The organism is Lysobacter cavernae (genome assembly GCF_042648505.1).
GTDB lineage: Bacteria > Pseudomonadota > Gammaproteobacteria > Xanthomonadales > Xanthomonadaceae > Lysobacter_L > Lysobacter_L cavernae.
The window spans coordinates 604,670-628,497 of sequence record NZ_JBHRXK010000002.1 but is presented as its reverse complement, the minus strand read 5'-3'; the positions used below and the strand labels follow the sequence as shown (position 1 = coordinate 628,497).

Below are 23,828 nucleotides of genomic sequence, written 5' to 3'. Positions count from 1 at the left end.
ATGAGCCGCGCGTCGTGGCGTGAGCGGATCGAGGCAGCGCGCGCCGAACGCGCCGCCGCCGCGCGCACGCGCGTGCGCCGCACGGTCAGCCACCGTGACGGCGCGCGCTGCCAGGTCGACGGCCGTTCGCTGCTGAACTTCTGCGGCAACGACTACCTCGGCCTGTCGCAGCACTTCGCGGTGATCAACGCGCTGCAGGACGCCGCCGCGCGCGAAGGCGGCGGCGGCGTCGCCTCGCACCTGGTGTGCGGCCACCACGCCCTGCACGACGCGCTCGAGCGCGAACTCGCCGACTGGCTCGGCTACCCGCGCGCGCTGCTGTTCGGCAGCGGCTTCCTCGCCAACCTGGCAGTGGGGCAGGCGCTGCTCGACGACGAGTCGCTGTGCGTGCAGGACCGCCTCAATCACGCCAGCCTGATCGACGCCGCGCGCCTGGCCGGCTGCCGCCTGCGCCGCTACCCACACGCCGATCCCGAGGGCGCGCTGCGGCAGCTGCGCAGCCTGCCCGAGAGCGTGGCGATGCTCGCCACCGATGGCGTCTTCAGCATGGACGGCGACGTCGCCCCGCTGCGCGAGCTGGCCCTGGTCGCGCGCGTGCAGAAGGCGCTGCTGTACGTCGACGACGCGCACGGCGTCGGCGTGCTTGGCGCCGACGGCCGCGGCAGCGTGGCCGCCGCCCGCCTCGGCGTGGAGGAGGTGCCGCTGCAGCTGGCCACGCTCGGCAAGGCGCTGGGCGGCTACGGCGCGGCCGTGCTCGGCGACGAGGCCCTGATCGGGCATCTGGCCGAAACCGCCCGCCCCTACCTCTACACCACCGCGTTGCCGCCGGCGCAGGCCGCGGCGACGCTGGCCGCGGTCAAGCTCGCGCGCAGCGAGCACTGGCGCCGCGACAAGCTGCGCGAGCTCACTGGCCGCTTCCGCGAACGCGCGCGCCAGGCCGGGCTCAAGCTGCTCGATTCGCAAACACCGATCCAGCCGGTGCTGTGTGGCGACGACAGCCGCGCGCTGGCGATGGCGCAATCGTTGGAGCAGGCCGGTTACTGGGTTGCCGCGATCCGCCCGCCGACCGTACCCGAAGGCAGCGCGCGCCTGCGCGTGACACTGTCGGCGCTGCACGGCGTCGGCGACGTCGACGGCCTGGTGGCGGCGCTGGCGAAGGCGCGTGATCGCGCCGACCTCGGCGTCGCGGTCACGGCGTGAGCTGCGTCATGCGAACGACGCACTGCAGCAGTGCGTCGTCGCGGCCCGGGCGGTGCGCGCCCGCGACGGGTGACCGTGCCGGTGCCCGCGCGCGCAGACCGATCTGGCAGCGATGCTCGACACGTTGAAGGCATTGGCCGAACAGGGCATACCCTGCAATGTCCTGACCGGCCTGTACCACGATCATCTGCTGGTCGCGGCCGATCGCCGCGACGAGGCCCTGGCGGCGTTGGCTGCCCCGGCCCGGCGTTCCCCCCACCGCTAGGCAAACCAAAAGCATGTACATCGAAACGCGCGGCCACGGGCCGGCGCTGGCATTGATTCACGGTTGGGCGATGCACGGCGGCCTGTTCGCGCCGCTGGCTGAGCGCCTGGCCGCGCGCTACACCCTGCACCTGGTCGACCTGCCCGGCCACGGCCATGCGCGCGAGGACATGACCGCGCTCGACCCGGCCGCGCTCGCCGCGGAACTGGTCGCGCGCGTGCCCGACGCGGTGTGGCTGGGCTGGTCGCTGGGCGGCCAGGTCGCGCTGCGCGCCGCGCTGGATTTTCCGCAGCAGGTGCGTGGGCTGATCATGGTGGCGTCGTCGCCGCGTTTCGTCGCCGCCGACGATTGGCCGCATGGGGTGTCCGCGCAGCTGTTCCGCGATTTCGGCGCGGCCTTGCAGCGCGACTTCCGCGGCACCCTGGAAGGGTTTTTGGCGCTGGAGGCGCTGGGTTCGAACACCGCCCAGGACGACCTGCGCAGCCTCAAGCTGCAGGCGTTCGCACGCGGCGAGCCGGCCCCGCGTGCGCTGCAGGACGGGCTGGTCCTGCTCGACACCTTCGATGCACGCGCGCAGCTGGTGCAGCTGCAGGTGCCGAGCCTGTGGATCTCCGGTCGCCGCGACCGCCTGGTCCCGGCCGGCGCGATGCCGGCTGCCGCCGCGCTGGCGCCGCACGCGCGCAGCGTGGTCATCGCCGGTGCCGGCCACGCGCCGTTCCTCGGCGCGACGCAGACCGTTGAGCAAGAGATCGATGACTTCATGACGGCTTTGGATCGCCATTCCCGCGCGGTTGCATCGCAAGCGCAGGCACTGGACTCCCGCCTGCGCGGCGATGACGAACAACGGCAACCGCAAGGCAACAACGCATGAGCGAGTTGTTCGATCACCGCCAGGTGCGCCGCGCGTTCTCGCGCGCCGCGCATGGCTACGACGGTGCTGCCGCGTTGCAGCGCGAGGTCGGCGCGCGCCTGATGGAGACGCTGGATTACCGCGACGACCCGGCGCACGGCCGTGCGCCGCCGCAGGTCGTGCTCGATGTCGGTTCCGGCCCGGCACACGCCAGCGTGGCGATGCAGAAACGTTGGCCGAAGGCGCAGGTGCTGGCGCTCGACCTGGCCCTGCCGATGTTGCACGAGGCGCGCCATAACAGCGGTGGCGACCGGCGCCGGTTGCTGGATTTCGCACGCCGGCCGCAGCCGCTGTGCGCCGACGCGCGCGCGCTGCCGCTGCGCGATGCCAGTGTCGACGTGCTGTATTCCAATCTGTGCCTGCAGTGGGTCGAGGACCTGCCGGCGGTGTTCGCCGGCTTCCGTCGCGTGCTCAAGCCCGACGGCCTGCTGCTGGTGTCGACCTTTGGCCCGGACACGCTGTTCGAGTTGCGCGGCGCGTTCGCGCAGGCCGACAACGCGCCGCACGTCAGCCCGTTCGCATCGATCGCGCAGTTCGGCGACGCGCTGATCGCGGCCGGCTTCAAGAATCCGGTGCTCGACCGCGACGAGTTCACGCTCGCCCACCCCGACCTCGCCGACCTGATGCGTGAGCTGCGCACGCTCGGCGCGACCAATGCCATGGTTGACCGCCGCCGCAGCCTGACCGGTCGCGCCCGCTTCGCGCGCGCCGCGCTGGCCTACGAGCCGCACCGGCGCGGCGACGGCCGCCTGCCGGCGACCTGGGAAGTGATCTACGCCCATGCCTGGGGGCCGCCGCCGGGTACGCCGATCCGTGTCGGCGGCGTCGACGAGGTGCAGGTGCCGGTGCATCAGATCCCGATCAGGAAGCGGCCGTGAGCCCGCGTCGCGTGGCGCTGGTTGCGGTGGCGATCGCGCTGGCCTCGGCGTTGTTCTTCACCTGCACCTACGTGCTCAACCGCGCCGCCGCGGTCGACGGCGGGCACTGGGCCTGGACCGCGTCGCTGCGCTACCTGATCACCTTGCCGCTGCTGCTGCCGCTGATGCCGTGGCAGGGTGGCAGCGCACCGGTGTGGCGCGCGATCCGCGCCCATCCCGGACCGTGGCTGCTGTGGAGCGGCATCGGCTTCGTGCTGTTCTACGTGTGCCTGAGCTACGCCGCCGCCAGCGGGCCGTCGTGGCTGATCGCCGGCACGTTCCAGCTGACCGTGATCGCCGGCATGCTGTGCGCGCCGTTTCTGTATCGAAACAAGCACGGTCGCGACCAACGCGCGCGGATTCCGTTGCCGGCGCTGCTCAGCGGCCTGGTCGTGGTCGCCGGCGTGCTGCTGCTGCAGCTCGGCCACGGCGGTGGCGTACTCGACCGCGACGGTTGGATCGCGCTGGCGTTGGTGGCGGTGTCGGCGTTCGCCTACCCGCTCGGCAACCGCGGCCTGCTGTTGCACCTCGAACGTGCCGGTGTCGAGCTCAACGCGACCCAGCGCGTGTTCGGCATGACCCTGGCGAGCCAGCCGCTGTGGCTCGCGGTCGCCGTCTACGCATTCGCCGATGCCGGCCTGCCGTCGCTGGGGCAGGTGGGGTTCGCCGCCGGCGTCGCACTCGGCGCCGGGGTGATCGCCACCGTGCTGTTCTTCCAGGCCACCGGCATGGTCCGCAACGACCCGACCGCCCTGGCCGCGGCCGAGGCGATGCAGGCTGCCGAGATCCTGTTCGCCACGGTGATCGGCGTGCTCTGGCTCGGCGAGGCCTGGCCGCAGGGGCGCGCGCTCGGCGGCGCGTTGCTGGTGGTGGTCGGCATCGTCGTGTTCAGCCTGGTCGCGGCACGCGCCGCGGCCGGCGACCGTCGCGCCACCCAGGAGCTGCGCGGCGATCGCGGCGCCTGAGCGCGCACGTTCAACACTCGCGCGCCCGAAGCCGCATGCTCGACGCCGTATGTCCGGTTCAGCCGCTGCCGACTAGAGTCGGTGCGCACCCTCTGGAGACGTTGCCGTGCCTTTGTCAGTCTTTGATCGCGCGCGTCGTGCCGGGTTGATGTTGGCCCTGATGGCGGCCGCGCCGGCCTTCGCGCAGGACGTTTCCTGGGCGCAATGGGGCATCGATCCCAGCGTGTTGGCGGCCGACGGCCGCGACCTGCTGCGGCGCGCACCCGATGCCAGCATCGACGGCCTGTTCCAGGCCGTGCACGCCAGCGCCCAGTCGCCGCAGGACGCGCGCGTGCTGTGCACGCTGTTCGATCCGCAGGCCGAGCGCAGCATCGCCGGCTACAACGCCATCGCCGCGCAACTGGGTGAGGCCAGTCGCACGCATTTCGCCACCGCGGTGGCCGACCTGGTCATCGCTGCGGCGCAGTCGCCGCGGCAGCCCTTCGATGCCGCCACCGCGCAGCAGGCGCTGAAGGCGGCTGGCGTGCGTGCGGCCTTGCTCGACGACGGCTTCGTCGCTGGCCTCAACGGCGGCGACCACGACGCCCGTTGCCGCTCGGTCGGCGCGCTGCTCGATGCCGTGCAGGCGCGGCCACTGGCCGAGCGCGCCGCGGTGACGCGGTTGCTGCTGAGCGAGGGGCTGAATTACCTGGCCGCGGCCAACGCCGGGCCCGGCACCCGCTAGCGCCCGCGCGCTCAGCTGACCTGCGCGATCCACTCTTCCAGGTTGTAGTAGTTGCTTACGCGTTGCATGCGGCCATCGCGGATCTCGAAGAACGCGCCGCCGGGCAGCACGTATTTCTGCCCGCGTGCGGCCGGCAGGCCGGCGTCGTCGGCGAGGTATTCGCCGTGCACGATGTATTCGGCCGCGGCGCGTGCACCGTCGGGCGAGACCATCACCACGATGTCGTGCAGCTGCTCGCGGTAACTGGCGGCCATGCGCTGCAGGAACGCCGCGAACGCCTCGCGGCCGACCTCGCGTGGGCCCTGGTTGAGGTCGTGGACGATGCTGTCGCCGAGCAGCGCCAGCATGCCGTCCCAGTCGCCGCGGTTGAAGGCGGCGTAATAGGCGAGCACGAGCTCGGTGGCGCGGTCGTGGCTGCGGGTGCCATCGATCTTCATCGCGTGTCCTGGCGGGCGAACGGGAGCGGTGCCTGATGATACCGGCGCGGTCGGTGCCCGCGAACGTGATGCACCGCAGAAAACGCCGCGAAACACACCGCGAAAACAAGGAGGCCCGCGCGAGTGGGCCTCCCGGGTTCAGCGTGGACGGTCGATCAAATCTGCACCATCTCGCGTTGGCGCTGGCGGATCAGGCTGGTCGACAGCACCACCGCCAGCAGTAGCGTGGTCACCGCGAAGATGCCCATGCCGAGGTTGTTGCCACTGAGGCCGACCGGTAGCGCGTTGCTGCCGCTGGGCAGGAAGCGCGCCGCCAGCATGCCGGTGTAGTGCATCCCGCACACCGCCACGCCCATCACCAGCGCGCTGCCCAGCATCTGCAGCCAGCCGCGCAGGTTGAACGCCAGCCACAGCGCGACGATCGAGGCGACGATCGCGATCGCCGCCGAGGCCGCGACCAGGGTCGTGTCGTAGTCGATCGTCGCCGGCATCAGCATCGCCGCCATGCCGGTGTAGTGCATGCCGGTCACGCCCACGCCCATGAACAACCCGGCCAGGACCAGCTTGCCCCAGCCGAACACGCCGGCGCTGGCGATGGCCAGGCCGGCCATGCACGAGGCGATCGCGATCGCCGCCGACAGCGCGGTGATGCCGAGGTCATAGGACACCGGCAGGTCCATCCGGCAGGCCAGCATGGCGATGAAGTGCATCGCCCAGATCGCGCCGCCGCCCATCGCCGCGCCGGCACCGAAGATCGCGCGCCAGCGCTGCGCCGCGCCGCGCGCGGCCGGGATCGCGATGGCCAACTGCAAGGCGGTGAACGAACCCAGGACGCAGACCAGGTACGAGAGAGCGACCAACAGCGGATCGTGGATGCACTGGATGGCGTGATCGTGCGGCATTGCGAACCCCCCTTTGTGGTTGGAATGACTCAGGCGTGGAACTCGAAGCTGCAGCTGTCGGCACCGGCGTTGCGGCACTGGTGTTCGATGACGCGCAGGCCCTGCGTGCCGTGCGGCCCGCCGAGCAGGCCGCCGAGCAGACCACGCAGGAAGTGGCAGCAGGCGCCATGCGTGCCGCGATGGCAGAACGGGCTGTTCTTGACCGCCAAGGCCTCGCCGTGCAGCTCGGCCTGCACGATCTGGCGCATCGCCGGCAGGGCGATGTGGCGCACCGCGTCGCCCAGCGCGAGGTGGCCGCCGAGGGCGAAGTCGCGCTTGTAGACCCAGGCGCCGACGCGCTGGCCGATGTAATGCAGGGTCGGCTCGCGTTGCTCCGGTGTCAGGTCGTGTTCCAGTACCAGCAACGGGATGAAGATGTTCGGGTAGTCGCGTGCCAGTTGAGGCAGCAGGGTTTCGATCCGGCGTGAATCGGCGGGGCTGGGTGCGGCCGCGTGCGTGGCCGTGGTGGTGGGTGTTGATCGCGGCGGGGACTCGGCCAGGCGAGCGGCCGGGCCGTCGAGTACCGGCGCGGCCTCGAAGCTGCGCACCAGCGGGTGCGTGCCGAGGCGTTCCTCAAGCTGCAACAGGCCGCTGTCGGGGCCGCGCACCAGCATGGTCAGCACCACGCCCTCGTTGCTGCTCAGCATGCGCTGACGCAACAGGGTGAAGTCGCAGGCGATCACGGTCTGCCCAAGCGCCAGCAGCAAGCCCTCGCGGCGGTCGGCGACCACGCGAAATTCAACATCCACCATCAGCCACCCCCCTGGCCTTGCAGTGTTGTTTTTGAAACCTGGTTGTCCCCACGCCGCCACGACCGGATCCCCATCCGGTACCGCCTGCACATTCAGATGCTTACGGCGAATCCGCCAAATGCGGCAAAGAATATTGCTGGCAAGTTCACAAAAAAAGCAATGGCCGCCGACGCAAACACGACGCTCGGTGGCATCGGCGCGGTGATCGCGGTCAGCCGCGCGCGAACAGTGCCGGCAGTGCGTCCAGGTCGACATTGCCGCCGGACAGGACCAGGCCGACACGCTGTCCGGCGAAGCGGTCGGGGTGGCCGAGCACCGCCGCCAGAGCCACCGCCGACGACGGCTCCACCAACTGCTTGCTGCGCTGCCAGAGCAGGCGCATCGCCGCCACGGTGGCGGCGTCGTCGACGGTCAGTACTTCGGCGCGGTGCTGTTGCAGCACGGTGAAGTTGGGCGCACCGAGCGTACCGCGCAGCCCGTCGCAGATAGTGTCGGGGACGAAGTCGGTGACGCGTTCGCCGCGCTGCAGCGAGGCCCAGGTTTCGGCGGCGCCGCTGGGTTCGGCCAGGAACAGTCGGGTCGCCGGCGCCAGCGCGGCGGCGGCGATGGCGGTGCCGCTGGCGAGGCCGCCGCCGCCGACCGGCACCACCAGCGCGTCGAAGGCGGTGCCGTTGGCGAGCAGTTCCAGCGTCGCGGTGCCCTGGCCGGCGATCACCCGCGTGTCGGTGTAGGGGTGGACGAGTTCGGCGCCGGTGGCGCGCTGCACCTGCCCGCACAACGCCTCGCGCGCGGCGATGCTGGGCGCGCAATGGTGCAGCGTTGCGCCGTAGGCTGCGATCGCGGCGAGCTTGCTCGCGACCACGCCCTCGGGCACGACCACGTGGCAGGCGATGCCGCGGGTGCGGGCGGCCAACGCCAGCGCCGCGCCGTGGTTGCCGGACGAGTGGGTGACCACGCCGCGCGCGGCGTCGGCGTCGCTCAGCGACCAGATCGCGTTGCAGGCACCGCGGAACTTGAAGGAGCCGGTGCGCTGCAGGTGCTCGCCCTTGAAGTGCAGCTCGCAGCCGGCCAGCGTGTCGAGGCTGCGCGAACGCAGCACCGGGGTGACGTGGGCAAGCGGGGCGATGCGCGCGGCCGCGGCGAGCACGGCGGCGAAGTCGGGGAGCAGGGACGGCGGGGCAGCGTCGTTCATCGGCCGATGCTAGCGCGCGTCGCGCCGGTTGAGCAGGCTTACCGCGGCCGAGCCGGCGACCACCAGCGCCGCGCCGAACCAGCCCAGCGCGGTGATCCGCTCCGGGGCCAGCGCCTGCGGCCACCATGCGTGCACCAGCGCCGCGGCGGCGATGCACAGCAACGGTGTGGTGGCGAGGATCGCCGACACCCGCGACGCCTCCCAGTGCGCCAACGCCTCGGCAAACGCGCCGTAGGCGCCGATCGTGTTGAGCGCGCAATAAGCCAGCATCGCCCAGTGCAACGCATCGAGCCGCAGCAGCGCACCGGGGTGCGCGAACGGCAGCAGCGCGATGCTGGCGAACACGTAGATGGCCAGCAGGATCTGCATCGAGCCCAGTCGCACCAGCAGCTGCTTCTGCAGCAGCGCGTACACCGCCCAGACGATCGCGCCGACGATCACCAGCGCCGAGCCGAGCATGTACCCGGGTGCGCGTGCCGCCGCGACCAGCTGGTCGGCGAAGAACAGGCCCATGCCGACCGCCAGCAGCGCCAGGCCGAGCCATTGCGCGGTGCGGAAGCGCTCGCCGAACACCCAGATCCCGCCCAGCGCCATCAGCAGCGGCGCCAGCTGGATCAGCAACTGGGTGTTGGCCGGCGTCGTGTACTGCACGCCGAGCAGGTAGAACACGTAGTTGCCGACCAGCATCAGCGCGGCCAGCGCCAGCATCGCCGCACCGCGCCGGCCGAGCGCGCGGTAACCGCCGAGCCGGCCGCGCGCGCCGAGCCAGGCGGCCGTGAACGCGGCCGCGACCAGGAACCGGAACCAGGTCAGGGTGATCGGGTCGAGCACCTCGAGCACCAGCTTGAGCGCGATCGGCAACGTCGCCCAGCACAGCGCGGTGATCACGGTCAGCAGCAGGCCGAGTCGCCAGTGGCCGGAGGCGCGATGCAGGGTCATGGACGGGCTCGGGGGGCGGCCGATCATGCTGGCATTGGCGATCCGGGGCGGCAACGCGTGATCTGGCGGTTCGCGCTATGGTGGCCGCGAGCGGGTCTGAACCAATCCGCGCTACGTCGGCGCCGCCCGGAACAATTAAGGCCGAGTTCAATGGCTCGGGCCGAAGCTGGCGCCATGACCCGGGGGGTTCCGACCATGATCCGCAAACTGCTCTTGCCCGTGCTCGCCGCCACCCTGCTGGCCGGCTGCGTCACCGACTACACCTACCGCGGCAACGGCGGTCGCGGTGACTACTACTACGGCCGACCCAGCGTCGACTACCGCTACTACGGCGGTTACTACGGTGGCTATTACCCCTCGTACGGTTACCCCTACCGGTACGGCGGCGGCTACCCGTACCGCTACGGTTACGGGTATCCGTACCGCAATCCTTACCCGTACTACCACGGCGGCCACCCGCGGCCGCCGGTGGTGCGCCCGCCGCGACCCGGCACCGGCACGCCGCCGCCGTACCGCCCCGACAGCGGCAAGGCGCCCTGGCGCGATCTCGACGGCCTGCGTCGCCAAGGCGAGGGCGGCGGGCGGATGCAGCCGCGCCAGGCCGGTCCGGCGCCGAGCCGGCCGGCACCGCGTCCGTCCAGCGCGCCGCGCCGCGAAGGCGGCTCGCCGGTGCAGCAGATGATGCGCCGTTCGACCGGCGCCGCCGGGCAGCGCGAGGTGGAGCGCTAAGGCTTGGGTCGCAAGCTCGGGCGCAGTCACATTTTTGCCACTTGCACTGGCGCCAGACTGACCGCAATCTACGTGTATTGACCGGCAGCGTCGCTTTTGGACGTAATCGGAAAGAAGTTCCCGCTCCATGTCGGCGCCCGATGAGGAATCACGGATCCCCCCTGTTCCGTCCTCGTCGGGCGTCGGCGCCCATTCCGGGCACGCGCAACATGCCGAGGCGGCCGTCGCCCCCGGCCTCCCGCCGCGCAGTCCTCAAGCAATCAATGCCGTAAGCGGTAGATAAAAAAGGGGCCGAATGTCCCCCGACATTCGGCCCCCGGCTTCCCCTGCGAGCGCTTGACCAGCCCCTGTTCCAATTCCGGCCGGCGCCTAGCGCCTGCCCCGCTGGGTGCAGGGGAGATGTCGCAGGAACCGTGCCAACCTTCATCCTGTGTTCACACGGCGACGCCGGGCTGGACCGCGCTGCCCTAGAATTCGCGCGCGCCCGGGCCGCGGCGCCCCGGACCGAGCCATGACCCAGAACTTCTACCAATACGACGTGATCGTGGTCGGCGGCGGCCACGCCGGCACCGAAGCCGCGCTGGCCTCGGCGCGCGCCGGTGCGCGCACGCTGCTGCTGACCCATTCGGTCGAGACCGTCGGCGCGATGAGCTGCAACCCGGCGATCGGCGGCATCGGCAAGGGCCACCTGGTCAAGGAGATCGACGCCCTCGGCGGGGTCATGGCGCGCGCCGCCGACGCTGCCGGCATCCAGTGGCGCCGGCTCAACGCGAGCAAGGGCCCGGCCGTGCGCGCCACGCGCTGCCAGGCCGACCGGTCGCTCTACCGCAGCTTCATCCGCCGTGCGATCGAGAGCCAACCCAACCTGACCCTGTTCCAGGCCGCGGTCGACGACATCGAGTTCGCTGACGGCCGTGTCGCCGCCGTCGTCACCCAGACCGGCCTGCGCTTCGTCGCGCCGGCGGTGGTGCTGACCGCCGGCACCTTCCTTGCCGGCAAGGTCCATGTCGGCCAGACCACCTACGCCGCCGGCCGCGCCGGCGACCCGCCCGCGATCGCGCTCGCCCGGAAACTGCGCGAAGGCCCGTTCGCGGTCGACCGCCTCAAGACCGGCACGCCGCCGCGCATCGACGGCCGCACGCTGGATTACTCGGTGATGGAGGAGCAGCCCGGCGACGATCCGCGCCCGGTGATGTCCCTCATCGGCTCGCACGCCGACCAACCGCGCCAGGTCTCGTGCTGGATCACCCACACCAGCGAGCGCACCCACGACATCATCCGCGGCGCGCTCGACCGCTCGCCGCTGTACACCGGCCAGATCGAGGGCATCGGCCCGCGCTATTGCCCGTCGATCGAGGACAAGGTGGTGCGTTTCGCCGAGAAGACCAGCCACCAGATCTTCGTCGAACCCGAAGGCCTCGACGTCGCCGAGATCTACCCGAACGGCATCTCGACCTCGCTGCCGTTCGACGTGCAACTGGAACTGGTGCGTTCGATCCGCGGCTTCGAGCAGGCGCACATCACCCGCGCCGGCTACGCGATCGAGTACGACTTCTTCGACCCGCGCGGGCTCAAGACCACGCTCGAGACCAAGTCCGTCGCGGGCCTGTTCTTCGCCGGCCAGATCAACGGCACCACCGGTTACGAGGAAGCCGCCGCGCAGGGCCTGCTCGCCGGCGTCAACGCCGCGCGCTTCGTGACCGGCGCCGAGGGCTGGAGCCCACGCCGCGACCAGGCCTATCTGGGCGTGCTGGTCGACGACCTGATCACCCACGGCACCAGCGAGCCGTACCGCATGTTCACCTCGCGCGCCGAGTACCGCCTGCAGCTGCGCGAGGACAACGCCGACCTGCGCCTGACCCCGGTCGGGCGCGAACTGGGCCTGGTCGATGACGCGCGCTTTGCCCGCTTCGAAGCCAAGCGCGAGGCGATCGAACGCGAAAGCGCGCGCCTGTCGTCGGTGTGGGCGGCGCCGAACAATGCCCTGGGCCGTGAAGTCATGGGTACGCTCGGCATCGAGCTCAGCCGCGAAACCAGCGCGCTCGACCTGCTCAAGCGCCCGGAACTGGATTACGCCCAGCTGACCAGCGTGCCGTCGCTCGGTCCGGCAGTAAGCGACACGGCCGTGGCCGAACAGGTCGAGATCGGGGTGAAGTACTCCGGCTACCTCGAGCGCCAGCGCGAGGAGATCGCGCGCCAGCAGCGCCACGAAGGCACCGCGATTCCGGCCGACTTCGACTACGCCACGGTGCGCGGCCTGTCGGCGGAAATCACCCAGAAGCTGCAGCGCGTGCAGCCGGAAACCGTGGGGCAGGCGCAGCGCATCCCGGGCATGACCCCGGCCGCGATCTCGCTGCTGCTGGTGCACCTGACCCGCGCCCGCCGCAGCCGGGTGGCGTAGAGCCTCGCGCGCTGCGGCGCGTTTGGCATCGTCGCACCCAGGCGGTATCGCGGCGCGGCGTGACGCTGGCGCTGCCCGCCGTCGTGGATTGCAGCGCGCTGGTTGCCAATCACCGTTCGCCCTGAGCGCAGGCGCTTTGCGCCGAAGCCGAAGCGCGAACGGGTGGGAAGGCTGCCGTCGCGCTCATCCTTCGACTTCGCTGCGCTACGCTCAGGACGAACGGTCATGGGGCTTGGATTCTTCAGGGCACGCCACTCGCGCAGGCCGAGCCCGGCGCGCTAGTCTGCGCGCATGAAGCCCCTCCGCCTCCTGCCTCTGCTCCTGCCGGCGATGCTGTGTTTGCCGGTGGCCTGCCAGCGTTCCACTCCACCGCAGACGGTCGCGCCGACTACGGATGCTGCGCCGGTAGTCGCCGCTAAGAAGGCTGTTCCCGCGGACTGGCCGTTGCCAACCACGGGCGTCGCCGCGCAACCCGACCTGATCCGCGCACCCGACGGCGCGTTGCTGCTGTCGTGGATCGAGCCGCAAGCCAAAGGCCATGCGCTCATGTTCGCCCGCTACGCCAACAGCGCCTGGAGCTCGCCGCGCGAGATCGCCCGCGGCGCGGATTGGTTCGTCAACTGGGCCGACACGCCGCACCTGGCTGTCACCGCCGATGGCGCGCTGTGGGCGCATTGGCTGCGCAAATCCGCGGCCGCGACCTACGCCTACGACGTCGCGCTGGTGCGCTCCGGCGACGGCGGTGTCACCTGGTCGCAGCCCACGCTGGTCAACGACGACGGCACCCCGACCGAACACGGCTTCGTCTCGCTGTGGCCGGCGGCGCGCGACCGCCTAGGCATCGCCTGGCTGGACGGTCGCAACAGCGGCGGTGGTCACGAAGGCCACGAAGGCCACGCCGCGACAGGCTCAGGGCCGGTTCCGGCTGCGATGACCCTGCGCACGGCCGCCTTCGATGCGTCGCTGCAGCGCCACGACGAACGCGAATTCGATGCGATGACCTGCGACTGCTGCCAGACCGATGCGGCGCTGACGTCGCGCGGCCCGCTGCTGGTGTACCGCGACCGCACGCCGGAGGAAATCCGCGACATTGCCGTCACCCGTTTCGTTGATGGTGCGTGGACACCGGCGCACCTGGTCCATGCCGACCACTGGAAAATGCCGGCGTGCCCGGTCAATGGCCCGGCGGTCGCCGCGCGCGGCGACGAAGCGGTCGTCGGCTGGTACACCGCGGCCGGGGATACACCGACGTTGAAGCTTGCACGCAGCACCGATGCCGGCACGGGCTTCACTGCACCGATCACGCTGGACCAGGGAGCCGCCGTGCAGGGCCGCATCGGCACGGCCATCGGAGACGATGCCGTCTGGGCGGTGTGGACGCGCGAGGAGGCGCAAGGCCAATCGCTCTGGTTTGCCAGACTCGCATCCGACCTCTCGCGTGAACTGCAGCGTGGCGAAGTGGCGCGGTTGCAGGGGCAGGGCCGGGCCACGGGTTTTGCGCAGCTAGCGGTCGCGGACGATGCGGCGTATGTCGTCTGGACCGACGTCGTTGACGGCAAGCCCCTGCTGAAAGGCCAGCGTTACTCGCTCGCGCCATGACACGGCACTGCACGGCGGTGTCACGGTGGCGCCATCACGCTCGATACGACGTTGGCGCAGGCGGCATCGCAGTTCACGCCGCGTGGCTCCATCCCGCGCAGTTGCGTTTCCAGGATGATCGTGGGCGATTAGTCGAAGGTTTCCACCGAACGGGCGTAGTCGACGGCGCCGATGCTCTCCGGATTGATGAGCGCGACGAAGTCAGGGACCGTTTCCGGGTCCTGTCCCGGCACATCGGCGCGCAGATCCATGATCCGCACCGTCCATTTTCCCGGCGCCAGTGCGATCGTGCGGGAGGCCGCGTCCTGCATCCCGGAGATGTACTCGATGCCGCTGAGCGAGAGCAGCCCCTGCGAGCGGAACAGGTACGGACGCGAAGTGCGGACCACCCGATCCTGCTCGATCGGCGTAAGCGCAGCCGCGGCGCCGCCCAGGCCGGTCCTGACTTCGATCATCGGCGAACCGTCAGTGTGTACGTAGATCGGCACGAAACTTCCGTTCGCGATGGACCGTTCGATCGACGAGTTCTCCATGAACCGGGCCTCCCAGCGGGCCCGCGTGCAGACGTCGGCAAAGCTGTGCGGATCCCACAGACCATGCATGCCCGCGTCGGTTGGCAGCATCGCGCTGAAACCGGGTCCGGCCGTCGCTGCGAACCGCGCCGGGCATCCGGCCAAGGGCGCTTCGCCAGGCGGGGACCGTGGGCTGCAGCCCATCAGCCACGATCCCAGCAGCACGGCACAGAGGGGCATCATCGATCGACTGCGTGCGGCAGATCGCGAGCGAGGGCAAGCCTCCACCCTTACTTCTCCGTGCGCCAGTTGATCGACGCGCGGTTCTCGACCGTGCTCGATTCGATCTGCACGTCGAAGCCTTTGCGTAGCAGGTACTTGAGCATCAGCACCTGGCCGGTGCCGAGCAGCGACACGCCGTAGCCGACGTACAGGCGCGGTGACAGGTTCTTGCCGATGCCGAGCACGCTGCCGCCGAGCGCGCGGCTGTCGCTGACGCCGGCGTCGTCGAGGCCGAGTTTGGCGCCGATCTGCGAGGCGATCATGCTGCCGCCGGCCGAGAGTGCGGCGCTGGCGGCGTTGACCTGCTGGCTCTCGTCGCTGCTCGCGCTCGACAGCGGCCGGCCCAGGGTGAGGTAGGACAGCGCCTCGGACTGCGAACTGGCCGGGTCCGACCAGACCTGCGCGGTCGGCGCACTGGCGCGGCCACGGATGTCGACGCCGGCGGTGACGTCGCCGACCTTGCGCTCGGCGCGCACGTCGAGCACCGGGTCGGACACCGGGCCGTTCGACCACGACAGGCGGCCGCGGGTGATGTCGAGCTCCTGGCCGTAGGCCTTGTAGCGGCCCTCGACATCGAGCTGGCCGCTGGCGGTCATCTCGCGGCCCGGGCGTGCACGCACGCGCATCTGCCCGCCGAGGCTGCCCTCGAGGCCGAAGCCGTTGAGCTTGACGTCGTCGCCCAGGGCCAGGGTGAGGTCGAGCTCGAGCGGCGTGCTGGCGGTGTCCTCCGGGTCGACCGGGTCGAGCACGACCACGTCGGGCGACGCCGATACGCCCTGGTCGAGGCGTTCCAGGTCGATGCGCGCCGACGGCACGGTGACGGTGCCGGTGACCTGCAGCGGCTGGCCGGCGGTGTAGGCGACCTGCAGATCGGGACTGGCGACTGCGTGCAGGTCGCGGGTGTCGGACACCAGCACCTTGTTGCCGCGCACGTTCAACTGCAGGGGGGCATCGAGGTTCTGCCAGTTGAGCGAGCCGTCGACGTTGAGCGTGCCTTCGCCCGAGCGCACCTGGCCGGCGATGCGCGCGCTGCCGTCGGCCAGGGCGTTGAGCTGCACGTCGCCGTCCTCGAGCACGATCGCCAGCGCCGGCAGCTCGGTGCTGAACTGCGACAGCCGCGCCTGGCCGCCGAGCTGCGGCTGCGCGCGCGTGCCGGCGAGGGTGAGGCGGCCGTCGAGGCGGCCCTTGGGCTCGACGATGTCGGGCGAGAACAGTTCCAGCCAGACCAACTGGTCGGTGTTGAACGCGAGCTCGCCGGCGAGTGGCGCGTAGTCGTCCCAGCCGGTGGTGATGCGCGCGTCGATGTGGCCGCCGCTGTTGAAGGCGGTGTTGAACTCGGCGTTGATCCGGCGCGGGTCGAAGGTCGCGTCGAGCTTGAGGTTGTCGTAGCTGAGCATCTCGCTGCGCGAGCGCTCGCTGTTCTTGAGGCCGCCGCCGGACGAACTCAGGTTGAACTGACCGCGCCAGGCATTGCCGACCGGACGCAGCTGCCCACTGAGCGCGATGTCGCCGCGCAGCAGCCACGGCTGGCGGCCTTCGCGCTCGGGCAGGTAGGGCACGACCAGGCTCAACGGCAGGCCCTCGCCGCGCACGTCGACGCCACGTCGCGGCCAGTCGGCGCTGGCGCACAGCGAGCCGCCGCCGCTGGCGGCGAGGCAGGTGTTGCTGAGCGTGCCGTTGCGCCCGTCCCAGCGGAACTGCGCCGGCTGTTGCAGGCGCCAGGACGCGCCCTTGGCCGGCGTCAGCTGCAGCGTCGCCAGCGCGCCCTGCCAGGTGGTGCCACGTTTGTCGGCGTGGCCGGCCAGCGTCAGCGTGCCGATGTCGCCGCGCGCCTCGCCCTGCAGTTGCAGCGCTTCGACCGCGCCGCGCGCGTCCACGCTCAGCGACGCCAGCGGCAGCCCGACCGCGAGCCCGCTGGCGCGCACGGCGATCGCGCCGTTGCCGCGCTGCCACGGCAGCTGGCCCTTGGCGGTGAAGCTGTCGGCACGGTAATCGCCGTACTGCAAGCCGCTGCCGCTGAGATCGGCGACGACGTTCGGCGCGGTGGGCGCACCGCTGAGCTTGAGCGTGCCGCGCAGCGTGCCGGCGCCGTCGGGCAGCAGGTCGCTGAGCACCAGCGGCGAAAACTTCGCATCGACGTCGAGCGTGTTGGCGACCTTGCCCTTGGCGTCGATGCGGCTGCCGCCGAGGCTGAGGGCGACGTCGCCGTCGTAGGCGGTGGTGCCGCCGGCGGTGCCGGCGCCGTGCATCGCGAAACGGCCCTGGCCCTTGAGTGGGCGGTTGCGCAGGCGGCCGCCTAGCTCGCGTGCGTCGACGCCGATCTCCAGGCCGCCGTCGTTGCGGGTGCGGCCTGTGCTGGTCAACTTGCCGTTGACCGAGCCTTTCCAGTCGGGGGCGAAATACCCGGGGTCGAAGCCGGCCAGCGTCGCGTTAAGGTCCCAGCCCAGCGCCGGTGCCCATGCCAGCGTGCCGGTGGCGTCGAGTTCACCACTGGGCATCTGCGCCTTGAACGTCTTCAGCGTCATGCGCTGGTCGTCGCCGCGGCCGTCGAACTGCACCGTTGCCTGGTCGCCATCGCGGCTCAGCGTGGCGTGGCCGATCGCCGCCCAGGCCTTGAGCGTGCCGGCAACACCGAGGTCGGCGTCGGCGCCGATGGCCACGCCCGGCGTCTGGCCGCTGGCCTGGCTGGTGGCTTGGGCGAGCTTCTTCGCGCTGGTGCTGGCCGCTGGTTTGGCCGGCGCGGCGGTGGCGGTGCCGTGCCACTGCAGTCCGCGCGCGTTGACGGCGAAGCGGAACGAGGCGTTTGCGGCATCGGTGAAATCCGCGCGCCCGCGCAAGGCGACGCGGCCGTCGAACACTTCCAGTGCGAGCGGCTGCACGTCGAGGATCTGGTTGTCGAGCTTGATCTTCGACGGCAGCACGGTCGCGCGCAGGTCGCCCTGGGCGAAGCTGCCTTGCAGGTCGACCGCGCCGCCGATGCCGTCGGCTGCGAGCTGCAGCGTCAGCGGCTGGTCGTCATCGGCCTGCTCGGCACCGGTGACCAGGCCGAGGTCGAGCGCGTCGGCGTTGGCGCGCAGCTGCCAGCGCGGATCGTCCTTGCCGCGCAGGGTCAGCGTGGCGCGCACCGGGCCCGGGGCCTTGCCCGACACGGCCACGTCCATGCGCGACAGGTCGCCCTTGGCGACCAGGCCCAGCCGTGCCGGCGTGCGGCCATGGGCCGCGGGCAGTACCGCGGTTGCGGTCAGGTCGGTACGGTAATCGTCGCGCGGCGCGTAGTCGCCGTGCACGTCGAAGCGGCCGCGGTCGCTGTCGACGGCGAGCTTCTCGACATGCAGTTTGCCCTGTTGCGCATCCAGACCAGCGCGCAGGGTGTGGATGTTGATCAGCTTCTCGCCTTCCTGGGTCAGCAGGAAACCATCGACGCGCACGTCGTCGGCCTGCAGTTCCAGCGGCGGTGCGATCTGCGGCAGCACCTCGGGCCAGCGTGGCAGCTCGAACGGCTCGTCGCTCTTGGGGATTTCGAGCGTGGCGCCGCCGATCTGCAGCGCGTCCAGACGCAGGCGCCGGCCGAACAGTGGACGGATCGCCGGGTCCAGGTGCACGCGGTCGGCGGTGAACACGATGCGGTCGTAGGTGAAGCGCACGCCACGCATCGTCAGTGGCCCCGACAGCGGGCCGTCCACTGCTTTCCACGACAGCGCCGCGTTGTCGGGCAGGCGCGCGACGATCTGCGCCAGCAGCAGGTCACGGCCGCCGACCGTGGCGAGCAGCCAGTAGGCGAAGCCCGCCAGCAGCAGGGTCAGCACGCCGGCGGCGAGGCTGCCGCGCACCGCCAGCCAGCGCAGGCGCGCGCGTCGACGCTGGCGCAGTTGCGCGATGCGTTCGTCGTGGCTCTGGGCGGCCTGCTCGCTCATCCGTGCCTCACCAGTCCGCACCGATGTTGAGGTAGATCTCGTAGTCCGAGTCCGGGTCGTTGAGGCCGCGCGCGATGTCGAAGCGCACCGGCCCCACCGGCGATTTCCAGCGTACGCCGAAGCCGACGCCGGTGTGGATGTCGGGCGTGTCGTCGAAGGCGTCGCCGGCGTCGACGAAGACCGCGCCGCCCCAGCTGTCGTTGAAGTAGTGCTCGAACTCGGCGGTGCCGGTCAGCACGTTCTTGGCGCCGAGCGCGTACTTCTTGCCGTCGCTGCCGATCGTGGTCGGGCCGACCTCGCGGAAGCCGTAGCCGCGGATGCTGCGGTCGCCGCCGGCGAAGAAGCGCAGGCTCGGCGGCATGTTGATGAGCGCGTTGGTGAAGGTGCCGCCGGCCTCTGCGCGCAGGATCAGGCGGTTGCTCGGGCCCATGCCCTGGTACCAGCGGGCCACCGCCCAGGCCTGGGCGAAATTGGCGTCGGAGCCGACGCCTTCGAGGCCGCCGCGCACCTCGACGGTGAGGCCGACCGCCTTGCGCGGAAAGATGCGGTCGTCGGCATCGATGTATTCGCCGCGCAACGACGGGTACAGAAACGTGGCGTACTGGTAGCTCACCGGCGTGGCCTCGTCGCCGTCATCGTCGGCGACGTAGGCCCAGCGTTCGCGCAGCGCATGCACCGAGGCGATGGCGTTGAGGCGACGGTTGATCTGGCCGCTGCGGCTGGCGACCAGTTCGACCTTGCGCGTGTCCATGTAGTCGCTCTGTTCGTCGTAGTACTGCGCGCTGAAGGTGAACCAGCCGTCGAGCCAGGCGAACGCCGGGATGCGGTACTGCGCGGTCGCGGTCTTGCGCGTCTCGGCCCAGTCGATCTGCGCCAGCGCCTTGTGGCCGCGGTCGTTGACGTAGCGCCGTTCGGCGCCCAGGCGCACGCCGGCGCCGCTGTCGGTGCCGTAACTCAGGCCGGCGGTGTAGACGGTGCGCTTGGCCGGGGTCAGCGTCACCGTCACCGGCACTTCGTTGTCGACCACGGCCTCGGGGTGCGGCTCGATGTCGATGCTGGAGAAGTAGTCCAGCCGCGTCAGCGATTCGCGGAAGCGGTCGAGCTTGCCCTGGTGCCAGTAGCTGCCCTGTTCCCAGTACACCAGCTTGTCGAGCAGGCTGTCGCGGATGATGTGCTCGGGCGTCTGCGTGAAGGTGATCGCGCCCATGTCGTAGCGGCCACCGCTGTTCCAGACCAGGTCGATGTCGGCCGCGCGCTCGGCACGGGTCACCTCGACCCGGCGCGAGACGAAGTCGGCATCGAAGTAGCCGCGCTCGGCCAGGCGGCGGGTGACCTTGGTCTTGCTGGCCTCGTACAGCGCGTGCTCGAACACGTCGCCGACCTGCGGTTTGAACGCGGCCAGGTCTTCCTGCAGGTAATGGTCCTCGTTGCCCTCGCCGATGATGGCGATGTCGGCGCGGCGTACGCGCACCGGATCGGTCAACGTCACCGTGATCGACACCTTGACCGCTTCGCCGCTGCCGCTGCCGCTGCGCTCGATCTCGATTTGCGGCGAGTAATTGCCGAACGGTTCCAGCGCCTCGCGCGTCTCGTCCTCGGCCTCGCGCAGCAGGTAGCCCAGGCGCCGGCCCGAGACCTCCTTGTCGATCGTGTCGACCAGCGACAAGGCGCCGCGCACGTTGGCGGCCTTGATCTCGTCGAGGCCGTGGATGTCGACCTGCACGACCTTCGCCGCCTGGGCTGTGCCAGCTGCGACAAGCAACAACGCAGCGGTGGCCAGGACGCGGGGGAGGGGGGGCATGCGCGGCAGAATAACCGGACGGCGTCAAAAAGCCGATCAATGCACGAAGCCACGATCGATCACACCGCGGTGTCCAAAGCCGCCGCCGATGGTGGCGAGCCCGGCCCGGACGCGAGTCGCCGTGTCGACGTCGGGCATGACGAGAGGGCCGCGGTACAACGCCGCATCGGGCTTCGCAGCGGAGTTGCTTTGAGGCGTTGCGGGCGGATCGCCCTCAGACTGAATGGGGGCGCGGGGGGAGCGCGGACTTGGGGTGTCCCCGGCCCTTGCGGGTCTCGTTAAGAAGTCGTAATTTCCGCCACATTGCGCAAATAGCCAGCGCTGCTCTGGCCAAGCTGCCGTCTTTCGCTCGGATTCCCCCGACTGAGTGTTTGCCAACGGAGAGCTCTGATGAAGCACAGGAAACTTCTGACCGCGGCCGTGTGCGCTGCATTGACCACTGTGATCGTGCCGAAAGCGCAGGCCCAAAGTGTGGATCCTGCAGCCGCGGCTGCGGACGATGCGCAAGTGAAAGAACTGGGCACGGTGACCGTGACCGGTTCGCGCATCTCCAACCCCAACGTGGTGTCGCCGGCACCGATCAGCATCCTGACCGCTGAGGACATCAAGGCCACCGGTGCGGTCAACATCGGCGACCTGTTGACCACGATGCCGCAGTTGGCCACCACGTTCACGATGGGCAACTCCGGCCGTTTCATCGGCACCGCCGGCGTGGCCATGCAGGACCTGCGCAACCTCGGCACGGCCCGCACCCTGGTGCTGGTCAACGGCCGCCGCATGGTTGCTTCGTCCTCGGGTTCGTCGGCGGTCGATACCAACCTGATCCCCACCGACTGGGTCGACCGGGTTGAAATCATCACCGGTGGTGCTTCGGCCGTGTACGGCGCCGACGCGGTCAGCGGCGTGGTCAACTTCATCCTCAAGAAGAGCTATGAAGGCTTGGCCCTGCGCGCGCAGTACGGCGACAGCCAGCACGGCGGCTTCGACGAGAAGTTTTTGTCGGTCACCGGCGGCAAGAACTTCGCCGAGGACCGCGGTAACTTCGCGGTGTCGCTCGAGCACAGCCGTCAGAACGCCCTGCAATTCCGTGATCGCTTCGGCCGCCAGGTCTACAGCACGATCAACACGCCGGGAGGCCCGACGGATAGCGTGCTGATGCCCGACGCCGGCAGCTTCCGTATCACCGATGGCGGCACGTTCACGACCACCACGCAGACCGACCTCGCCAATCGCTACGTGTTCGATCCGGGCGGCAGTTTCCGCAATCAGCGCTTTGACGGGGTCATGGACACCGCCCGCTGCTCGGATTGCGATCACATCGACGGCAATCGGACGTTGCAGCTGCAACCCAAGTACGACCGCACCACGCTCAGTTCGGTGGCCGGTTTCGACCTGACCCAGGATCACCGCCTGTACTTTGAAGGCACCTACAGTCTGGTCGACGTCAAGTCGTACTTCTCGCCGGCCTTCGGCAGCGCGACTACCGGCAATGCTCACCTGATCCAGTCGGACAATGCCTACATCTCGCCGGAACTGGCCGCGGTGACGGGCAACAGCGACTTCCGGGTGTCGCGCAACGACGTCGATGCAGGCCGCCGCGGCGAGGCCACCGAGCGCCAGACCGGCCGCGTCGTGTTCGGCATTGAGGGCGTCGTGACGGAGGACTGGTTGTACGACGCATCGGTCAACTACGGCCGGACCCACGAGCGCCGTGAGAACCTCAACAACCGCGTGCTCGAGCGTTTCTATGCCGGCCTGGATGCGGTGCGTGATCCGGCCACCGGCCAGATCGTCTGCCGCTCGCAGATCGATCCGACCGCGGTCAACGAGGCTTATTTCCTCAACAGCCTCAGCCCCGACGGCATCATCTCGCCGGAGGTGGCCGCCAGCTGCATTCCGTTCAGCGTCTTCGGCGATGGCGCCATCAGTACGGCGGCGTCCAGCCGGTTCAACACCACGACCATCACCAAGACACGCCTGACCCAGTTCGTCGCCGGTGGTTCGCTGACCAACAACAACCTGTTCGACCTGCCGGCTGGCCCGATGAGCTTGGGCATGGGTGTGGAGTACCGCCGCGAGACCAGCCATCAGGACAACGATCCGCTGGACGTCTCCGGCCAGACCTTCCTCAACGCCATCCCCAGCTCGGGCGGCAGCTACAACGTGAAGGAAGTCTGGGCCGAAGTCGCGGTGCCGATCCTGTCCGATCTTGTCATGGTCAAGAGTCTCGCCGTGGGCGCCGCGGCCCGTTATTCGCAGTACGACACCATCGGCAGCACCGAGGCCTGGCGCTACAACCTGGACTGGGCGGTCAACGATAGCCTGCGCATCCGCGGCAACATGTCGGCGGCGGTGCGTGCGCCGAACATTGACGAACTGTTCAGCGGGCAGTCGCAGAATTTCTTTGCCATCACCGATCCTTGCGACAGCAGGCAGCTCGACAACGCCGCGGATCCGGCCGTGCGCCGCGCCAACTGCGCCGCGCTCGGTATTCCCCCGGGCTTCGAGGACGAGGTGACCGGCACCAACGAAGGGTTGTCGGGCAGCAACCCCAACCTCGATCCGGAGACGGGCCGCAGCTGGACCGCGGGCTTCGTTTTCACACCGACCTTCCTGCCGGGCTTCGGCCTCAATGCCGATTACTGGGAAATCAAGATAGAAGACGCAATCACCGCGCCCAGCGGCCAGCAAACCGCGGACCGCTGCGTCGACTCGGTCTCGGGCATCGGCAATGTCTTCTGCGGCAACATCACGCGCGATCCGCTCACCGGCCAGATCACCTTCGTCCGTTCCATCAACGAGAACATCGCCGCCACCGAGACGGACGGCGTGGATATCGGGGTCTATTACAACTTCGACCTGGTGGGCGGCAAGATGCGTTGGAACCTCAACGCAACCAAGGTCCTGGGCTATACCGACTTCCCGTTCCAGGATTCCCCGGACGAGTCCGAGGACCAGAACAAAACCCTGGGTTTCCCGGAGTGGAAAGCCACGCTCGGCGTGATGTACGGACGTGACAGCTGGGACGTGAGCTGGAACTCGCGCTATGTCTCCGACGGGCTGCGCGTCACCAACGCCAGCTTCAAGGCCAACCCGACCTCGACGACGCCCATCAAGGCCGGCTCGGGCGTCTTCCACGACGTGCGCGGCGCTTACCGGTTCGGCGAAGGTTGGGAGGTCTACGCCGGCGTCACCAACCTGTTCGACTCTGATCCGCCGGTGAATCTGTTCGGCACCGGCTTCGGTTCGGCGCTGTACGACGCGATCGGCCGCGCCTACTACGTGGGCGCCAACTACAAGTTCTGAGTCGAAGCCACAGCGGGACGAAGAAAGGGCCAGCGAATAGCC

17 protein-coding genes and 1 pseudogene are annotated in these 23,828 nt (G+C 69.9%); 9 read left to right on the top strand and 9 right to left on the bottom strand.

Features of this window, described 5'->3' with window-relative positions; genetic code table 11:
* Positions 1 to 1,200: an 8-amino-7-oxononanoate synthase gene (bioF, locus tag ACFOLC_RS07120; RefSeq protein ID WP_386758519.1), complete on the top strand. Its 1,200-nt coding sequence runs from the start codon at positions 1 to 3 to the stop codon at positions 1,198 to 1,200.
* Here the strand turns inward: bioF and ACFOLC_RS07115 are convergent.
* On the bottom strand, positions 1,190 to 1,486 hold the full coding sequence (locus ACFOLC_RS07115; protein ID WP_386758518.1) for a hypothetical protein: 297 nt from the start codon (positions 1,484 to 1,486) through the stop codon (positions 1,190 to 1,192). The genes bioF and ACFOLC_RS07115 overlap by 11 nt on opposite strands.
* Between ACFOLC_RS07115 and bioH the strand changes: the two are divergent.
* The 4 genes and pseudogenes from bioH to ACFOLC_RS07095 form a co-directional block, all read left to right on the top strand.
* Positions 1,479 to 2,237 (top strand): annotated as a pseudogene (bioH, locus tag ACFOLC_RS07110) (pimeloyl-ACP methyl ester esterase BioH); the annotation flags it as partial. The gene ACFOLC_RS07115 and the pseudogene bioH overlap by 8 nt on opposite strands.
* A gap of 95 nt (positions 2,238 to 2,332) precedes the next feature.
* Complete coding sequence (gene bioC, locus ACFOLC_RS07105) at positions 2,333 to 3,253, top strand: malonyl-ACP O-methyltransferase BioC (RefSeq protein WP_386758517.1); 921 nt, start codon at positions 2,333 to 2,335, stop codon at positions 3,251 to 3,253.
* The gene (locus ACFOLC_RS07100) at positions 3,250 to 4,257 is read left to right on the top strand and encodes a multidrug resistance efflux transporter family protein (RefSeq protein ID WP_386758516.1); all 1,008 of its coding nucleotides are present in this window, start codon (positions 3,250 to 3,252) and stop codon (positions 4,255 to 4,257) included. Before bioC ends, ACFOLC_RS07100 begins: the two co-directional genes overlap by 4 nt.
* A gap of 106 nt (positions 4,258 to 4,363) precedes the next feature.
* Positions 4,364 to 4,981, top strand: a complete 618-nt coding sequence (locus tag ACFOLC_RS07095) for a hypothetical protein (RefSeq protein WP_386758515.1) — start codon at positions 4,364 to 4,366, stop codon at positions 4,979 to 4,981.
* A gap of 11 nt (positions 4,982 to 4,992) precedes the next feature.
* On the opposite strand, the gene ACFOLC_RS07090 is transcribed toward ACFOLC_RS07095, so the two are convergent.
* The 5 genes from ACFOLC_RS07090 to ACFOLC_RS07070 form a co-directional block, all read right to left on the bottom strand.
* Positions 4,993 to 5,418: a ketosteroid isomerase-related protein gene (locus ACFOLC_RS07090; protein WP_386758514.1), complete on the bottom strand. Its 426-nt coding sequence runs from the start codon at positions 5,416 to 5,418 to the stop codon at positions 4,993 to 4,995.
* Positions 5,419 to 5,573: 155 nt separating this feature from the next.
* Complete coding sequence (locus ACFOLC_RS07085) at positions 5,574 to 6,320, bottom strand: MHYT domain-containing protein (RefSeq protein WP_386758513.1); 747 nt, start codon at positions 6,318 to 6,320, stop codon at positions 5,574 to 5,576.
* Positions 6,321 to 6,349: 29 nt separating this feature from the next.
* Positions 6,350 to 7,108, bottom strand: a complete 759-nt coding sequence (locus ACFOLC_RS07080) for a hypothetical protein (RefSeq protein WP_386758512.1) — start codon at positions 7,106 to 7,108, stop codon at positions 6,350 to 6,352.
* A gap of 214 nt (positions 7,109 to 7,322) precedes the next feature.
* Positions 7,323 to 8,303, bottom strand: a complete 981-nt coding sequence (locus ACFOLC_RS07075) for a threonine ammonia-lyase (protein ID WP_386758511.1) — start codon at positions 8,301 to 8,303, stop codon at positions 7,323 to 7,325.
* Between the two features lie 9 nt (positions 8,304 to 8,312).
* A complete protein-coding gene (locus tag ACFOLC_RS07070) occupies positions 8,313 to 9,242 on the bottom strand; it encodes a DMT family transporter (protein ID WP_386758510.1) in 930 nt (309 codons plus the stop codon).
* 195 nt (positions 9,243 to 9,437) lie between these two features.
* Between ACFOLC_RS07070 and ACFOLC_RS07065 the strand changes: the two genes are divergently transcribed.
* The 3 genes from ACFOLC_RS07065 (at position 9,438) to ACFOLC_RS07055 (ending at position 13,971) form a co-directional block, all read left to right on the top strand.
* Positions 9,438 to 9,971 (top strand): hypothetical protein, encoded by a 534-nt coding sequence (locus ACFOLC_RS07065; RefSeq protein ID WP_386758509.1) that lies wholly within the window; start codon positions 9,438 to 9,440, stop codon positions 9,969 to 9,971.
* Positions 9,972 to 10,482: 511 nt separating this feature from the next.
* Positions 10,483 to 12,372 carry a tRNA uridine-5-carboxymethylaminomethyl(34) synthesis enzyme MnmG gene (gene mnmG, locus ACFOLC_RS07060; RefSeq protein ID WP_386758508.1) on the top strand — a complete coding sequence of 630 codons (1,890 nt, stop codon included), beginning with the start codon at positions 10,483 to 10,485 and terminating at the stop codon, positions 12,370 to 12,372.
* Between the two features lie 444 nt (positions 12,373 to 12,816).
* Positions 12,817 to 13,971: a hypothetical protein gene (locus tag ACFOLC_RS07055; RefSeq protein WP_386758507.1), complete on the top strand. Its 1,155-nt coding sequence runs from the start codon at positions 12,817 to 12,819 to the stop codon at positions 13,969 to 13,971.
* A 128-nt stretch (positions 13,972 to 14,099) separates the two neighbouring features.
* Here the strand turns inward: ACFOLC_RS07055 and ACFOLC_RS07050 are convergent, their stop codons facing one another.
* The 3 genes from ACFOLC_RS07050 to ACFOLC_RS07040 all read right to left on the bottom strand — a co-directional run bounded on the left by ACFOLC_RS07050 (position 14,100) and on the right by ACFOLC_RS07040 (position 20,480).
* Positions 14,100 to 14,594 (bottom strand): hypothetical protein, encoded by a 495-nt coding sequence (locus ACFOLC_RS07050; protein WP_386758506.1) that lies wholly within the window; start codon positions 14,592 to 14,594, stop codon positions 14,100 to 14,102.
* A 179-nt stretch (positions 14,595 to 14,773) separates the two neighbouring features.
* A complete protein-coding gene (locus tag ACFOLC_RS07045) occupies positions 14,774 to 18,679 on the bottom strand; it encodes a translocation/assembly module TamB domain-containing protein (RefSeq protein WP_386758505.1) in 3,906 nt (1,301 codons plus the stop codon).
* 7 nt (positions 18,680 to 18,686) lie between these two features.
* A complete protein-coding gene (locus ACFOLC_RS07040; protein ID WP_386758504.1) occupies positions 18,687 to 20,480 on the bottom strand; it encodes an autotransporter assembly complex protein TamA in 1,794 nt (597 codons plus the stop codon).
* A gap of 390 nt (positions 20,481 to 20,870) precedes the next feature.
* On the opposite strand from ACFOLC_RS07040, the gene ACFOLC_RS07035 reads away from it, so the two are divergent.
* Positions 20,871 to 23,786: a TonB-dependent receptor domain-containing protein gene (locus ACFOLC_RS07035; RefSeq protein WP_386758503.1), complete on the top strand. Its 2,916-nt coding sequence runs from the start codon at positions 20,871 to 20,873 to the stop codon at positions 23,784 to 23,786.
* Positions 23,787 to 23,828: the final 42 nt, after the last annotated feature.